This is a genomic window from Streptomyces sp. KPB2 (assembly GCF_003950055.1).
In the GTDB taxonomy this organism is placed as follows: Bacteria; Actinomycetota; Actinomycetes; order Streptomycetales; family Streptomycetaceae; genus Streptomyces; species Streptomyces salinarius.
Genome location: NZ_CP034353.1, coordinates 1,944,653 through 1,959,847, shown reverse-complemented (window position 1 = coordinate 1,959,847; position 15,195 = coordinate 1,944,653). Strand labels below are relative to the sequence as shown.

At 74.0% G+C, this 15,195-nt stretch carries 11 protein-coding genes; 8 read left to right on the top strand and 3 right to left on the bottom strand.

The genetic code is table 11. The features are described 5' to 3' along the window. Positions 1-9: 9 nt before the first annotated feature. Entirely contained in the window at positions 10-1,371 is a 1,362-nt protein-coding gene (locus D1J63_RS08425; protein ID WP_125628419.1) for a chloride channel protein, read from the bottom strand. Positions 1,372-1,665: 294 nt separating this feature from the next. On the opposite strand from D1J63_RS08425, the gene D1J63_RS08420 reads away from it, so the two are divergent. After that, positions 1,666-2,130 (top strand): hypothetical protein, encoded by a 465-nt coding sequence (locus D1J63_RS08420; protein ID WP_125628418.1) that lies wholly within the window; start codon positions 1,666-1,668, stop codon positions 2,128-2,130. A 167-nt stretch (positions 2,131-2,297) separates the two neighbouring features. Here D1J63_RS08420 and D1J63_RS08415 read toward each other — a convergent pair whose 3' ends face one another. Then, positions 2,298-5,441 (bottom strand): FAD-binding and (Fe-S)-binding domain-containing protein, encoded by a 3,144-nt coding sequence (locus tag D1J63_RS08415; RefSeq protein ID WP_125628417.1) that lies wholly within the window; start codon positions 5,439-5,441, stop codon positions 2,298-2,300. A gap of 209 nt (positions 5,442-5,650) precedes the next feature. Here D1J63_RS08415 and D1J63_RS08410 point away from each other — a divergent pair, with 209 nt between their 5' ends. The 7 genes from D1J63_RS08410 to D1J63_RS08380 all read left to right on the top strand — a co-directional run bounded on the left by D1J63_RS08410 (position 5,651) and on the right by D1J63_RS08380 (position 13,745). Next, a complete protein-coding gene (locus tag D1J63_RS08410) occupies positions 5,651-6,043 on the top strand; it encodes a cell division protein SepF (RefSeq protein WP_164712768.1) in 393 nt (130 codons plus the stop codon). Between the two features lie 274 nt (positions 6,044-6,317). Continuing rightward, positions 6,318-7,487, top strand: coding sequence for an ATP-binding protein (locus D1J63_RS08405; RefSeq protein WP_125628415.1), 1,170 nt, complete (start codon positions 6,318-6,320; stop codon positions 7,485-7,487). Then, entirely contained in the window at positions 7,484-7,846 is a 363-nt protein-coding gene (locus tag D1J63_RS08400; RefSeq protein WP_125628414.1) for a nucleotide pyrophosphohydrolase, read from the top strand. The genes D1J63_RS08405 and D1J63_RS08400 overlap by 4 nt, the downstream gene beginning before the upstream one ends. Before the next feature lie 222 nt (positions 7,847-8,068). After that, complete coding sequence (locus D1J63_RS08395) at positions 8,069-8,539, top strand: DUF6099 family protein (protein WP_102931012.1); 471 nt, start codon at positions 8,069-8,071, stop codon at positions 8,537-8,539. Positions 8,540-8,617: 78 nt separating this feature from the next. After that, positions 8,618-9,541 (top strand): LLM class F420-dependent oxidoreductase, encoded by a 924-nt coding sequence (locus D1J63_RS08390; protein ID WP_125628413.1) that lies wholly within the window; start codon positions 8,618-8,620, stop codon positions 9,539-9,541. A 164-nt stretch (positions 9,542-9,705) separates the two neighbouring features. Then, positions 9,706-11,187, top strand: a complete 1,482-nt coding sequence (locus tag D1J63_RS08385; RefSeq protein WP_125628412.1) for a 3' terminal RNA ribose 2'-O-methyltransferase Hen1 — start codon at positions 9,706-9,708, stop codon at positions 11,185-11,187. After that, the gene (locus tag D1J63_RS08380) at positions 11,184-13,745 is read left to right on the top strand and encodes a polynucleotide kinase-phosphatase (RefSeq protein WP_164712767.1); all 2,562 of its coding nucleotides are present in this window, start codon (positions 11,184-11,186) and stop codon (positions 13,743-13,745) included. Before D1J63_RS08385 ends, D1J63_RS08380 begins: the two co-directional genes overlap by 4 nt. A gap of 52 nt (positions 13,746-13,797) precedes the next feature. Here D1J63_RS08380 and D1J63_RS08375 read toward each other — a convergent pair whose 3' ends face one another. Beyond that, the gene (locus D1J63_RS08375) at positions 13,798-15,087 is read right to left on the bottom strand and encodes a cation:proton antiporter (RefSeq protein WP_125628411.1); all 1,290 of its coding nucleotides are present in this window, start codon (positions 15,085-15,087) and stop codon (positions 13,798-13,800) included. Between the last annotated feature and the right edge of the window lie 108 nt (positions 15,088-15,195).

The following is a 15,195-nucleotide window of genomic DNA, read 5'->3' as shown; positions in this document are numbered from 1 at the left end:
TCGCGCCGGTCACCGTTCCGCCGCTCCCGTCGTCGGCGCTCCGCCCGGCGTCCTGCCCGCCCCCGGCCCGTCCCGGCGCACCAGCTGGGCGACGACGAAGGCGACGACCGAGGCCATGACGATCAGCGGCATCTGGTCGTGGGCGTCCCGCCCCATCAGCAGCGCCGCCAGGACCGCGCTGGCCAGCGGCAGCCCCGTCACCGCGGCCGCCGCGGCGGAGATGCCGAGGGCGAGGGCCGGGGTCGCGCCGAAGCCGGGCAGTCCGGAACAGGCCAGGGCGGCCGCCGCGCCCAGCAGCACGGACGGGAAGATCGGGCCGCCGCGCAGGGCGCCCAGCGCGATGCCCCAGGCCAGCCCCTTGCACGCGACCAGCGCCACGAGCGCCCCCACGGACCAGGCGTGCGGGTGCGCGGCGAGCTCGGCGAGGGTGGCCTGCCCGGACAGCGCGGCCTCGGCCGGGGAACGGCCCGTGATCAGCGCGTACGCGGCGACACAGACGCCGACCGCGGTGGCGCAGGCGACGGTGCGGGCCGCCGTGCGCTGCCGGGTCCAGGTGACCGTGCGGTGGCCCAGCCCGCGGGCCAGCGTGACCAGTACGGCGATCAGGGCGGCCGTGGGAAGGCCCCACAGGAAGTCGCCCGCGTCCGGACCGGCCTGCGGCGGCAGCTCGGGCAGGGCCAGCGCGCCGATCTTCAGCCCCGTCCACTGCCCGAAGCCGGTGAAGACCAGGGCGCCCGTCGCGCTGGCCAGCAGACAGGGCAGCAGCAGCGCGACCAGCTGCGTCCCGGCGAGCCCCGCCCCCTCGATGAGCAGGACCGCCGCCGCGATCGGGCCGCCGAGGATGGTGGAGATCGCGGCGGTGGAGCCGGCCGTGGCGAGGATCGCGCTCGCCCGCTGGTCCGCGCCGCCGCCCGCCCGCCGCAGCGCCAGCAGGGCGAGCCCGCTGCCGACCGCCATGAGCGGGGCCTCCGGGCCCAGTACGACGCCGAGCGGCAGCGTGGCCAGCGCGGCGAGCACCGCGCCGGGCAGGGCCCGGGGGCCGACGGGCGCGCCGCCCAGGCCGTTCACCGGCAGATGGCCGCCGCCGCCCGGCATCCGGGTCACGATCGGTGCCAGGATCAGCCCGGCCAGGACCAGCGCGGGCAGCGGCCACCACCAGGGCGGGGTGTCGTAACCGGCCGCCTCGGGCAGCGAGGTCCACACCCAGTGCTGCAACTCGTGCTGGAGCCCGACGAAGAAGAAGCAGGCCAGCGCGATGGGAACGCCGAGCAGCACGCACAGCAGCAACAGCCGCCGGTAGCCGGGGCTGAGCAGGGTCTCCCGCAGCGACTGCTCCGCCCGGTCCGGGACGGCGTTCGCCGGCGCGGTCACGGAACCCGTGCGCGCCGCCCGCGCCCGGACAGCGGGCCCCGCCGGGGCAGCGGCCGACTCGTCACACGCCCTCCTTCTTCCGCCCCGGGTCCTCGCGTCACCCGGGGCAGCGGATGGCTTCAGTCAACGCGAGTCCGCGAACGACCGCACGCGCACACCCGTGGGCGGTTCACCCGTCCGGCGGACCCACGTGGCCGGGGAGCGCGGACGCCCGCAGGCTCTAACAGACCTGTCGGTGCCGTCGGCGCCGGTGGGCAGCTGCCCCGTACGGGGGACACAGAAAGGACTCCGCTCATGAGCCAGCACGCCGAACCCTCTCCCGGCCGGCCGTCCCACGAAGGCGACGCCTCCTGGGCCCAGCGCTCGGGCGACCGCGCCAGCGGCTGGGTGACCGGCGGTGTCGTCTTCGCGGGCGTACTGCTGCTGCTGAACGGCGCCCTCGCCGTCCTGCAGGGCATCGCGGCCATCGCCGAGGACGACGTGTACGCCCGTATCGGCACCTACGTCTACGAGATGAACCTCACCGGCTGGGGGATCGTCCACGTCGTCCTGGGCGCCCTCGTGTTCATCACCGGGTACGGCCTGCTCAAGGACATGGCCTGGGCGCGGATGGCGGGCATCGTCCTGGCCTCGCTGAGCCTGATCGCCCAGTTCCTGTTCCTGCCGTACTCGCCCGTCTGGTCCGTGATCATGATGGCGATCGACGTGTTCGTGATCTGGGCCCTGGCCCGGCGCCAGGAGAGCTCCTCCCGCGTCTGAGCCCCCGCGCCCCCGGCGGTCACCCCGGGCACGCCGACGGCCCCCCGGCACACGGCGGTCACCCCGCGTCCGCGGCGGTGACCGCCCCCGTGTCCGGGGAGTTCGTCCACGCGGGCTCCCGGACACGGGGCCGAACCACCTGGGCAAGTCGCCCCCCCCGTGCCCGCTCAGTGGCGGCGCAGGCTCCGGGCCAGCACCGCCGCCGCCCCCGCGGTGCCCACCGCGGCCGCCGCCGTGCCCGCGAGGGCCAGGACCCGGGCCCGGCGGCTCGGGACCCCCGGACGGGCGCCCGGCGCCGTGCCGTACGCACTGCCCGGGACCTCGGGGTGGGTCGCAGGGCCGCCCGGCAGGGCCGAGGCCAGCAACTCCGCCAGGTGCACGCCCTCGTGGCCGCCGCTGTCGAACTCGTGGATCTGGGTGCGGCAGCTGAACCCGTCCGCGAGGACGACGGTCGACTCGTCCTCCTCCCGCAGCCGGGGCAGCAGCACCCGCTCCGCGCACGCCTCGCTCACGTCCAGATGTCCGCGCTCGAAGCCGAAGTTGCCGGCCAGCCCGCAGCAGCCGGAGTCCAGCCGTTCCGCGTCCACCCCGGCCCGGCGCAGCAGCTCCCGGTCGGCCTCCCAGCCCAGTACCGCGTGCTGGTGGCAGTGCACCTGGGCCAGCGCACGCGCGGACCGCTCGGGCACCCGCGGCGGTTCGTAGCCGGGGGAGTGCTCGGTGAGCAGCTCCGAGAGCGTCACCGTCTGCTCGGCCAGCCGGCGTACGTCCTGGTCGCCGGGGAACAACTCGGCCGCGTCCGCCCGGAAGACGGCCGTGCAGCTCGGCTCCAGCGCCACGACCAGGCCGCCCGACCGGACGTGACCGGCCAGGGCCCGCACGGTGCGGGTGAGGACCTTCTCCGCCGTGCCGAGCTGTCCCGTGGAGATCCAGGTCAGCCCGCAGCACAGCGCCTCGTCCGGCAACCGCACCCGCCAGCCCGCGTGTTCGAGGACCCGTACCGCCGCCCGGCCGATGTGCGGGTGGAAGTGGTTGGTGAACGTGTCCGGCCACAGCAGCACCGAGCCGCGGTGCCCGTCGCCCTCCGGCTCGTGGTCCGCGAACCACTGCTCGAAGGTCCGCTCCGCGAACAGCGGCACCTCCCGGTCCGCCACCCCCGCCACCAGCACCGCGGCCTTCGACAGCAGCGGGGCGTGCGTGAGCGCGTTGACGACCGGCCCCAGCCGGGTGCGGCCCACCACCTGCGCGAGCGCGGGCAGCCAGCCCATCGACCAGTCCGAGCGCGGCCTGCGCCACGGCCGGCCCGCGTAGTGGTGGGACAGGAACTCCGCCTTGTACGTGGCCATGTCCACGTCCGCCGGACAGTCCTTCTTGCAGCCCTTGCAGGCCAGGCACAGATCGAGGGCGTCCTTGACCGCCTCCGAACGCCAGCCGTCCCGGATCGCCGCGTCGCCGTGCCCGTCGAGCATCTCGAACAGCAGCCGGGCCCGCCCCCGCGTCGAGTGCTCCTCCTCCCGGGTCACCTGGTACGACGGGCACATCACCGTGCCGTCGCTGGTGTGCTGCCGGCACTTCCCGACGCCGACGCAGCGGTTGGCGGCCTGCGAGAACGAACCCCCGTCGTGCGGGAACCCGAAGTGCAGGTCGCGCGGCTCGAACGGGGCCCAGCCGCTGCCCAGGCGCAGATTCTCGTCCAGCCCGTACGGTGCGACGATCTTCCCCGGGTTCATCCGGTCCAGCGGGTCGAAGACGGCCTTGAGCCGCCCGAACGCCTCGACGAGCCGGTCCCCGAACATCCGCGACAGCAGCTCGCCCCGGCTCTGTCCGTCCCCGTGCTCACCGGAGAGGGAGCCGCCGAACTCGACGACCAGATCGGCCGCCCGCTCCATGAACCGCCGGTAGGTCGCCACCCCGTCCGCCGTGTAGAGGTCGAACGGGATGCGGGTGTGCACGCACCCCTGCCCGAAGTGGCCGTACAGGCTCGGACCGGTGTCGCTCAGGTACCCGAACTCCTCGAACAGGGCCCGCAGCCGCCGCAGGTAGTCGCCCAGCCGGTCGGGGGAGACCGCCGAGTCCTCCCAGCCCTCGAAGGTGTCGGGCCTGCCCGGGATGTGCGCGGTGGCACCGAGCCCGGCCTCGCGCACCTGCCACAGGTCCTGCTCGTGCCCCGGGTCGTCCAGGAACGCGCAGTCGGCGTCGTGCTCCGAGCGGTGCACCGCCTCCAGCATCCGGTGCGCCCGCGCGTCGGCCTCCTCGACGGTGTCCCCTCCGAACTGCACCATCAGGTAGGCGTTGCCCTCGGGCATCTCGGCCAGCGCCTTCTCGTTCAGGTGCTTGATCCGCTCGTCGCGGACCAGCCGGGCGTCGACGCCCTCCAGCGCGATCGGCTCATGCGGCAGGATCTCGGGCACCGCGTCGGCGGCCTTGTCGATGCTGTCGAACCCCAGCACCAGCAGGGAGCGTTCCTTCACCACCGGCACCAGTTCCAGCTCCGCCCGCAGGACGGTGACCAGCGTCGACTCGCTGCCCACCAGGAGTCCGGCCACGTCGAAGCCGTACTCGGGCAGCAACGAGTCCAGGTTGTAGCCGGAGACCCGGCGCGGGATGTCCGGGAAGCGGCGGCGGACCTCGTCCCCGTAGGTGTCGCGCAGCGCGCGCAGCCGGCGGTACACGGTGGCCCGGAGATCGCCCTGCCGCTCGATCTCGGCGTACTCCTCGTCGTCGGTCTCCCCGCACCAGAAGCGGGTGCCGTCGTACAGCAGCACCTCCAGGCGGGCGATGTTGTCGACGACCTTGCCGTGCGCCTGCGCCGTGGCGCCGCACGAGTTGTTGCCGATCATGCCGCCGATGGTGCAGTTGGGGTGCGTGGCGGGCTCGGGCCCGTACCGCAGGCCGTAGGGCGCGAGCTGCCGGTTCAGGTCGTCGAGCACGATCCCGGGCTGCACGACGCAGGTGCGGGCGTCGGGGTCCACCGACTCCACCCGCGTGCAGTACTTGGACCAGTCGAGGACCACGCCCGCGTTGGTGCATTGACCGGCCAGGCTCGTGCCGCCGCCGCGCGAGAGCACGGGCGCGCCGAACTCCCGTGCCACGGCCACCGCTTCGGCCCCGGCCTCCGGGGTGCGCGGGACGACCACGCCGATGGGGGTCTGGCGGAAGTTCGACGCGTCCGTGGAGTACGCGGCCCGGCTCCCGGCGTCGAAGCGGATCTCACCGTCCACCCGCTCGCGCAGGGCAGCCCGCAGACCGTCGGTGTCGACCGGCGGCGGTGCCCCGTCCCGCGTGACGGGCTCGGGCAGATCCAGCGCACCCATGGGCACTCCTCCGTGTGGCGGTGTACGACCGCCGGCGCGCCGGCGGCACCCGCCCGGACACGACGGCCGTCGCTGAGTACCCCGCCCGGCGCCGGGCAATCACCGGACACGGAGCGTCGCCAACCGTGTCGCTGTTGGGCCGAACGGGTGACTTGGCGTAAGAATTGGCTGGTGCACGCAATGAAGGCGAGTGGAATCGGGGGGAGCCGGTGAGCAGCCACGACGTCACCGATGAACAGTGGGAAGGGCTCGCCCAGGTCGTTCCCTTGCGCGGACGGGACGCCTGGCCGTCGGCGGTCGGTCACCGGGCGATGCCGGAGGCGGAGACGGAGCGGCGCCGCCGGTTCGTCGTGCTGCGGGTCAATGTGTTCGCGGACGCCCGCGAGGTCGCCGAGACCCTGATGGCGGGCATCCCGGTCCTCCTGGACCTGACCAGCGCCGAGGGCGAGGTCGCCAAGCGCGTCCTGGACTTCAGTACCGGCGTCGTCTTCGGCCTGGCCAGCGGGATGCACCGGGTCGACCGCAACGTCTTTCTGCTGACCCCGGCGGGGACCGAGGTGAACGGGCTGATGGAGGGCGCGGTGGGGGTCCCCGGGATGTGACGGCCCCGGGTCCCGGGGGAGTGAGGGGCGCCCCGGTTCCGACCGGCCGGTCCCCCGATCGTAGGAAAGCCGTCCGGGCAAAACGGTTCGCCGTCCGGCGGAGTCCTACGGTCCGCATATGGCAGCGTCAACGTCACCCGCGTCCTCCCCGTCACCGGAATCGCCCGGATTACCCCGGTCCGCCGCGTCGCCGGCGTCCTCCGGCCCACCCGGGGCCTCCCCGGCACCGGCGTCCTCGGGATCACCCGGGTCCGCCGCGTCGCCGGCGTCCGTCGTGGCGCTTCCCGGCAGGCCCCGCGTCACCCAGTTGAGGCTGGCCGCCTTCGCCGGGCACCGGCGCGCCGTGCTGCGGCTCGGGCCGCTCACCCTGCTGGCCGGGCCCAGCGGCAGCGGCAAGACCAGTGCGCTCCGCGCCTACGACGCCCTGGCCCGGCTCGGCGGCGGCGCGGAACTGGGCGCGGTGTTCCCGGACCCCGGTGCCTGCGTGCCCGAGCGGGCCCGGCCCGACGCCCAGCGCCGCCGGGGCTTCCGCATCGGCTGCACGGCCGACGGGGCCGAGGGACCGGTGCACCTGGACGTCGCCGTGCAGGCCGAGCCCGAGCTGCGCATCGTGGGGGAGCGGTTGTCGGCGGACGGCGTCGTGCTCCTCGAGACGGCCCTGCGCGACCCGGGCCGCCGTGCCGTGCAGGCGGCCTGGCACACCGCCGGGTCGGCGCCCGTGACCCGCGCACCCCTGCCGGACGACCGGCTCGGCACCCCGCTGCTGCCGCTGCGGGTGGCCGGCAAGACGGACGGGCAGCGCAGGGTGCTGGCGGCGGCCGAGCAGATGGTGGTCGCGCTGCGCTCCGTCTTCGCCTGCGATCCGCGGCCGGGCCGGATGCGCGAGCCCGTGCCCACCGGCTCGGGGCGCCTGCTCGGCGGCTGCGACAACCTCGCCGACGTCCTGTGGCGCACCCGCGCCGAGTGCGGCCGACGGCACGCGCAGTTCGTCGCGGCGGTACGCACCGGATGCGCGGGCCCCGTCGCCGACGTCCTGGCCGAACCGGACGTCGGCGGCGTGGTCCGCGCGCTGATCGACCGGGGCGACGGCACCCGCACCGGCCTCGCCCGCCTCGGCTACGGCGAACTGCGCTACCTCGCCCTCGCGCTCGTGCTGTTCACCGGCCCCGGTGTACTGGAGGTCGACCCGGCCGGCGAGGTGCCCGCCGCCCTGCAGACGCTCACCGTCCTCGCCGACGGCTTCGACCGCGGGCTGGACGTGGACCAGCGCGCCGAACTGCTGCGGCTGGCCGCCCGGATGTGCGACCGGGGGCACATCCGCTTCGTCGGAGCGGTCGCCGACGCCTCGTGGGCGGCGGGGGCGGTCGGGGCGGTCGGTGGCGCGGGGGCGGCGGGAGGGGACGGCGGGCCGGGCGGCGTCACGGTGGTACACCTGGAGCCGTGACCGATCATCCCCGTGACCTTCCGGCCCTGCGGCGCAGGCTGGCCGAGTTCGCCGCCGCCCGCGACTGGCAGCCGTACCACACCCCCAAGAACCTGGCCGCGGCCCTCAGTGTGGAGGCCTCCGAACTCCTGGAGATCTTCCAGTGGTTGACGCCTGAGCAGTCGGCCCGCGTGATGACCGACCCGGACACCGCCCACCGGGTCCGGGACGAGGTCGCCGACGTCCTCGCGTACCTCCTCCAGTTCTGCGAGGTGCTCGGCGTCGACCCGCTGGCCGCGCTGGAGGCGAAGATCGAGCGGAACGAGTCCCGGTTCCCCGTGCCCGGCGCACCCCCCGAGGCGAGGGAACCGGAAGGCTGAACGGGAGGCTCGGCCGAGAGTCTCAAGCGGGAGTCTCAACCGGGAGGAGCCAACGACTCCGTTATCACTCTCCGCAGTCGGGATCAGGCCAGAAATCAACATGGTGTCCGAAGATTTCCGCCTTCCTCTAGCTTTTCGCCCCACACACCTTCACTCTGGGTAGTGGACAACGGAGTTCGGGCGGACGCGCCGCGCGCGCGTCGGAACAGACGGGGGCAGCGCATGGACGCTGTGCGGCTCATCGTGACGAGTGGGCGTGCCCTGGCCGCCGGCGGCGAGGTGCCGGAGGTCCTGGCGGAGGTGTGGCAGGTGCAGGCCCTCGCCCAGGCGATCGGCAGCCGGCTGGCGGTGTACGGACCACCGGAACTGCGGGGCGAGGCCATCGGACTGACCGAGCTGGCGGGCCGGGGCTGCGGGGTGCTGGGCACTCCGGTGCTGCCCCCGGGTGAGCTGCGCGCCGCCCAGCTCACCGAACTGGGCGACGCCCGGCAGGCCCTGATGCGCCTGGGCACCCTGCTCGGCGAGACCGGTATCGCCCTCGTGGGCGTCGCCTGCGCCGCCGCCGACGAGGCGACGTACTGGCAGTGCATGGAGGCCATCGACGCGGCCGACGAGTCACGGGACCGGGTCCTGGAGATGCTGCGCAAACTGGCGGACCGCGACGCGCACTTACCGCAGCGGGAGGCCGGCTAGCCCCCGGTGTCCCGCGTTCCGCGCGTCGCGACCGGAGCCTGTGCCCGACACCCGCGCCCAGCAGGCAGGATGGACGACATGGATCTCCGTATCTTCACCGAGCCCCAGCAGGGGGCCACCTACGACACCTTGCTCACCGTGGCCAAGGCCACCGAGGACCTCGGCTTCGACGCCTTCTTCCGCAGCGATCACTACCTCCGCATGGGCGCCGTGGACGGCCTCCCCGGCCCCACCGACGCCTGGATCACCCTCGCCGGCCTCGCCCGGGAGACCAGGCGCATCCGCCTCGGCACCCTGATGACCGCGGGCACCTTCCGGCTGCCCGGCGTCCTCGCCATCCAGGTCGCCCAGGTCGACCAGATGTCCGGCGGCCGCGTCGAGCTGGGCCTGGGCGCCGGCTGGTTCGAGGAGGAGCACAAGGCGTACGGCATCCCCTTCCCGAAGGAGAAGATCGGCCGCCTGGAGGAGCAGCTGGCGATCGTCACCGGTCTGTGGGCCACCGAGACCGGCAAGACCTTCGACTTCCACGGGAAGTTCTACGACCTCACCGACTCGCCCGCGCTGCCCAAGCCCGCGCAGGCCAAGGTGCCCGTGCTCATCGGCGGCCACGGCGCCACCCGCACCCCGCGGCTGGCCGGCCAGTACGCCGACGAGTTCAACATGCCGTTCGCCTCCATCGAGGACACCGAGCGCCAGTTCGGCCGGGTACGGGCCGCCGCCGAGGCGGCCGGCCGTGCGGCCGACGCCCTCACCTACTCCAACGCCCTCGTCGCCTGCGTCGGCAAGGACGACGCCGAGGTCGCCCGCCGCGCCGCCGTCATCGGCCGCGAGGTCGAGGAGCTGAAGGCCAACGGCCTCGCGGGCTCCCCGGCCGAGGTCGTCGAGAAGATCGGCCGCTACGCCGAGGCCGGCGCCCAGCGGATCTACCTCCAGATCCTCGACCTCGACGACCTGGACCACCTGGAGCTGATCTCCTCCCAGGTCCAGTCGCAGCTCTCCTGAGCCGTCCCCGCCGCACGGCCGAATAACCGAAGGCGCCGGTCACTCGCTCCGTGCGATCGTATGACCGTCGCTTCGCCGGAGCCCTCGGGGTACCGCCCCGGGGGCTCCCGCGCGTACGGCGTCAGCAGTCGTCCGTCGCACCGTCTACCCGGCCGGAGAGGCCCATGTTCCTGACCGTCACCACCACCGGCACCCCCGAGCACCCCGCGACCGACCTCGGTTTCCTGCTGCACAAGCATCCCGGGAAGGCGCAGGCGTTCTCCACTTCCTTCGGCACGGCCCACGTGCTCTACCCCGAGGCGGAGGAACAGCGCTGCACGGCGGCGCTGCTGCTGGAGGTCGATCCGGTGGCGCTGGTCAGGCGCGGCAAGGGCAAGGGCCGCGGCGGCGCCCCCGACGCCGCCCTCGCGCAGTACGTCAACGACCGCCCGTACGCGGCCTCGTCGCTGCTCGCCGTCGCGCTGAGCAACGTCTTCTCCAGCGCCATGCGCGGCGTGTGCAAGGCCCGCCCCGAGCGCGCCGCCCGGCCGCTCCCGCTGCGCGTCGAGATCCCGGCACTGCCCGCCCGCGGCGGTCCCGACCTGGTACGGCGCCTGTTCGAGCCGCTCGGCTGGGCGGTCGCCGTCGAGGCGGTCCCCCTGGACACCGAGTTCCCCGAGTGGGGCGACTCGCGCTACGTCCGGCTCGTGCTGGAGTCCGAGACCCGCACCCTCTCCGACGCCCTGCGCCACCTGTACGTCCTCCTGCCCGTGCTCGACGACGCCAAGCACTACTGGGTCGCCCCGGACGAGGTCGACAAGCTGCTGCGGGCCGGCGAGGGCTGGCTGCCCGGCCACCCCGAGCAGAAGCTCATCACCAGCCGCTACCTGTCCCGCCGCTGGTCCCTGACCCGCGAGGCCATGGACCGGCTGGAGCTGATCCGGCTGGCCGAGACCGACGACAGCCAGGTCGAGGAGATCGACAACGCCGTCGAGGCGGAGGCCGAGCAGGAGGCCAAGTCCACCCCGCTCGCCGTACAGCGCCGCGAGGCGATCCTCACCGCGCTGCGCGACCACGCCGCCGCCCGCGTCCTCGACCTCGGCTGCGGCGAGGGGCACCTGGTGCGCGAGCTGCTCAAGGAGCCGCGGTTCACCGAGATCGTCGGCGTGGACGTGTCGGTGCGCGCGCTCACCATCGCCTCCCGGCGGCTCAAGCTGGACCGCATGGGCGAGCGGCAGGCCGCACGCGTCAACCTCTTCCAGGGCTCCCTCGCCTACACGGACAAGCGCCTGAAGGGGTACGACGCCGCCGTGCTGAGCGAGGTGATCGAGCACCTCGACCTGCCCAGGCTGCCCGCCCTGGAGTACGCCGTCTTCGGCGCGGCCCGTCCCCGCGCCGTCGTCGTCACCACCCCCAACGTCGAGTACAACGTGCGCTGGGAGACCCTGCCCGCCGGTCACGTCCGCCACCGCGACCACCGCTTCGAGTGGACCCGCGAGGAGTTCCGCACCTGGGCCCGGACGGTCGCCGAACGGCACGGCTACGACGTGGAGTTCCGCCCGGTCGGACCCGACGACCCCGAGGTGGGCCCGCCCACCCAGCTCGCCCTGTTCACCCTCGACACCCCTACCGACACCGCGACCGAGAAGGAGGCGAAGGCCGCATGAGCACCGCGGACACCACCGACGCCACCCCTGTGCGGGCCCGCGCCCTGCCCGTCACCGACCTCTCCCTCGTCGTGCTGATCGGCGCCTCCGGCTCCGGCAAGTCCATCTTCGCCCGGCGCCACTTCAAGCCGACCGAGGTCATCTCCTCCGACTTCTGCCGGGGCCTGGTCGCCGACGACGAGAACGACCAGAGCGCCAGCCGCGACGCCTTCGACGTCCTGCACTACATCGCCGGCAAGCGGCTCGCCGCGGGCCGCCGCACCGTCGTCGACGCCACCAACGTGCAGCAGGACGCCCGGCGTCAGCTGATCGAGCTGGCCAGGAAGCACGACGTGCTGCCCATCGCCATCGTCCTCGACGTGCCCGAGCAGGTCTGCGCCGAGCGCAACGCCGGCCGCACCGACCGCGCCGACATGCCCCGCCGGGTCGTCCAGCGCCACACCCGCGAACTCCGCCGCTCCCTGCGCCACCTGGAGCGCGAGGGCTTCCGCAAGGTGCACGTGCTGCGCGGCGCGGCGGAGGCGGAGCACGCCACCGTCGTCACCGAGAAGCGGTTCAACGACCTCACCCACCTCACCGGCCCCTTCGACATCGTCGGCGACATCCACGGCTGCGCCGCCGAGCTGGAGACCCTGCTCGCCAAGCTCGGCTATGCCGACGGCGTCCACCCCGACGGCCGCACCGCCGTCTTCGTCGGCGACCTCGTCGACCGCGGCCCGGACAGCCCCGGCGTGCTGCGCCGCGTGATGTCCATGGTCAAGTCGGGCAACGCGCTGTGCGTCCCCGGCAACCACGAGAACAAGTACGGCCGCTTCCTGAAGGGCCGCAAGGTCCAGCACACCCACGGACTCGCAGAGACGATCGAGCAGATGGAGGGGGAGAGCGAGGAGTTCCGCACCGAGGTACGGGAGTTCATCGACGGCCTGGTCAGCCACTACGTCCTCGACGGCGGCCGGCTGGTGGTCTGTCACGCCGGTCTGCCCGAGAAGTACCACGGCCGCACCTCCGGCCGGGTCCGCAGCCACGCCCTGTACGGCGACACCACCGGCGAGACCGACGAGTTCGGCCTGCCGGTGCGCTATCCGTGGGCCGAGGACTACCGGGGCCGCGCGGCCGTCGTCTACGGCCACACCCCGGTCCCGGAGGCCACCTGGCTGAACAACACCATCTGCCTGGACACCGGCGCCGTCTTCGGCGGCAGGCTCACCGCGCTGCGCTGGCCGGAGCGGGAGATCGTCGACGTACCGGCCGAGCGGGTCTGGTACGAGCCGGCCAAGCCGCTGCGCACCGAGGCGCCCGGCGGCCACGACGGCCGCCCGCTGGACCTGGCCGACGTCCAGGGCCGCCGGGTGGTGGAGACCCGGCACGCCGGGCGAATCACCGTGCGCGAGGAGAACGGGGCGGCCGCCCTGGAGGTCATGAGCCGCTTCGCCACCGACCCCCGGCTGCTGCCGTACCTCCCGCCGACCATGGCACCGACCGCCACCTCGGGCGTGGACGGCTACCTGGAGCACCCGAAGGAGGCCTTCGCGCAGTACGCGGCGGACGGCGTCGCCCGGGTGGTGTGCGAGGAGAAGCACATGGGCTCCCGGGCGGTGGTCCTGGTCTGCCGCGACGCGGACGCGGCCCGCGCCCGTTTCGGCGTGGAGGGCCCCACCGGGTCCCTCTACACCCGTACCGGCCGTCCCTTCTTCGACGACGCGTCCGTCACCGAGGAGATCCTCGGCCGGCTGCGCGAAGCGATCGGCGAGGCCGGCCTGTGGGACGAACTGGCCACCGACTGGCTGCTGCTGGACACCGAGCTGATGCCGTGGTCGCTCAAGGCCGCCGGGCTGCTGCGCTCCCAGTACGCCGCCGTGGGCGCCGCCTCCGGCGCGGTGTTCCCGGGCGTGCTGGCCGCGCTGGAGGGCGCCGCGGCGCGCGGCGTCGAGGTGAAGGACCTTCTCGGCCGTCAGCGCGACCGGTCCGCCGACGCGGCCGCCTTCACCGACGCCTACCGCCGCTACTGCTGGCCCACCGACGGCCTGGACGGCGTCCGGCTGGCCCCGTTCCAGATCCTCGCCGTCCAGGGCCGCAGCCTGGCCGCCCTGCCGCACGACGAGCAGCTCGCCCTCATCGACCGGATCGTCGAGCACGACGGCAGCGGCCTGCTGCGGACCACCCGGCGGCTGTACGTCGACACCGGCGACCCCGAGTCGGTGGCGGCCGGCGTCGACTGGTGGCTGGAGATGACCGGCCGCGGCGGCGAGGGCATGGTGGTCAAGCCGGTCGGTGCCCTCGTGCGCGACGAGAAGGGCCGCCCGGTGCAGCCCGGCATCAAGTGCCGCGGCCGGGAGTACCTGCGGATCATCTACGGCCCCGAGTACACCCGCCCCGACCACCTCGCCCGCCTCCGGAACCGCTTCCTGAACCACAAGCGGTCCCTGGCGATCCGCGAGTACGCCCTCGGCCTGGAGGCCCTGGACCGCCTCGCGGACGGCGAGCCGCTGTGGCGCGTGCACGAGGCGGTGTTCGGGGTGCTGGCCCTGGAGTCGGAGCCGGTGGACCCGCGGCTGTGACCTCCGTGGTCCGGTGAACCGGCCCCGGCGGTGGGGCGGGCGCCGGCCGGTGTCACCCGGCGTACGGCTTCACCGCCGTGGACCGGGCCGACTCCGGCCGGCGTTCGCGCGTGGCGATCCGGGCGTTCAGCCGCAGGAGCGGCTGGGTCAGGAGCGTCGTGGCGAGGGCCATGAAGACGAGGACCGTGTAGAGCGGGGCGCTCAGCAGGCCCGCGTCCAGGCCCGCGTTGAGGGCGATCAGCTCGGTCAGCCCCCGGGTGTTGAGCAGGATGCCGACCGTCCGCGCGTCGTGCCGGTCGAGTCCGCCCAGGCCGGCCGCCACCGTCCCGCTGCCGACCTTCGTGGTGACCGCGAGCAGCGTCACCACCGACAGGGCGGCCCAGCCCGTGCCGGTCATGTTGTTCAGGGCCACGGACTGGCCCGAGAGCACGAAGAAGAACGGCAGCAGCAGCGAGGCCACGGACAGCAGCGGCCGCAGCAGATCGGGGTCGAGCGTGCCGCCCCTCTCCCGCGGGACGACCACACCGGCGAGCAGCGCGCCGAAGATCACGTGCAGACCCAGCGCGTGCGTGACCCACGCCGAGCCGAGCGCGAAACCGATGAGCAACGCCATCCGCAGCGAGGGCTCCAGGCGGGTCCGCCACAACAGCAGGCGCAGCAGCGGCCGGGCCGCGCACGCCATCAGGACGACGTAGCCGACGGTGAGCCCCACCCGCCACGGCCAGTCGAGTCCTCCTCCGGCGCCGCCGCCCGCGTTCAGCAGGGCGCCCGCCAGCACGGTCCAGCAGAGCGCGTCCAGCACCCCGGCGGCGGAGACGGCCAGCACCCCGGGGACCGTGCGGGACAGCCCGTTCTCGCGCACGATGGCCGTCAGCACCGGTACCGCCGTGGTGGCCAGGGCGACCCCGGCGAAGACCACCATGGCGGGTGAGAGGTCCCGGGGCATGCCCAGGTCGTGCAGCGTGCCCCGGAACAGCAGCGCGCAGCCGCTGCCGACGGCCATCGGCACCGCGAAGGAGGCCAGTGCCACGGTCACCGAGCTGCGCGCCCGGACGCCGAGCACCTTCAGGTCCAGTTCGTAGCCCACCGCGAACAGGAACACCACCAGCGAGACCTGCGCGAGACCGGTCAGCGCCGGGCCGATCGCCGCCGGGAACAGGGCCTCGTAGACCGTCGGGGCCGTGCTGCCGAGCAGCGAGGGGCCGAGCGCGATGCCCGTCGCCAACTGACCCACGATGTACGGCTGTCCGAGCCGCCGGGCCAGCCACCCGCCGCTGTGGGCGGCCACCAGGATCAGCGCCGACGCACCCACGAAATGGGTGATCAACACGTCCGGACTCAACGCGTCGGCACTCAACGCATCCGGACTGGAAGCGATACCGGAGTTCAACGGGTCTCCCCCCTGACGCGCGGCCGGGCGCTCCGGCCGTCGCCAGGCCTTACGCGGCAC

What these genes read in the sequence shown, in the direction of transcription:
- D1J63_RS08420 (WP_125628418.1), top strand. Translation starts at nt 1,666, where the DNA reads ATGAGCCAGCACGCCGAACCCTCTCCCGGCCGGCCGTCCCACGAAGGC.
- D1J63_RS08415 (WP_125628417.1), bottom strand. Translation starts at nt 5,441, where the DNA reads ATGGGTGCGCTGGATCTGCCCGAGCCCGTCACGCGGGACGGGGCACCG.
- D1J63_RS08395 (WP_102931012.1), top strand. Translation starts at nt 8,069, where the DNA reads ATGGACGCTGTGCGGCTCATCGTGACGAGTGGGCGTGCCCTGGCCGCC.
- D1J63_RS08390 (WP_125628413.1), top strand. Translation starts at nt 8,618, where the DNA reads ATGGATCTCCGTATCTTCACCGAGCCCCAGCAGGGGGCCACCTACGAC.
- D1J63_RS08385 (WP_125628412.1), top strand. Translation starts at nt 9,706, where the DNA reads ATGTTCCTGACCGTCACCACCACCGGCACCCCCGAGCACCCCGCGACC.
- D1J63_RS08380 (WP_164712767.1), top strand. Translation starts at nt 11,184, where the DNA reads ATGAGCACCGCGGACACCACCGACGCCACCCCTGTGCGGGCCCGCGCC.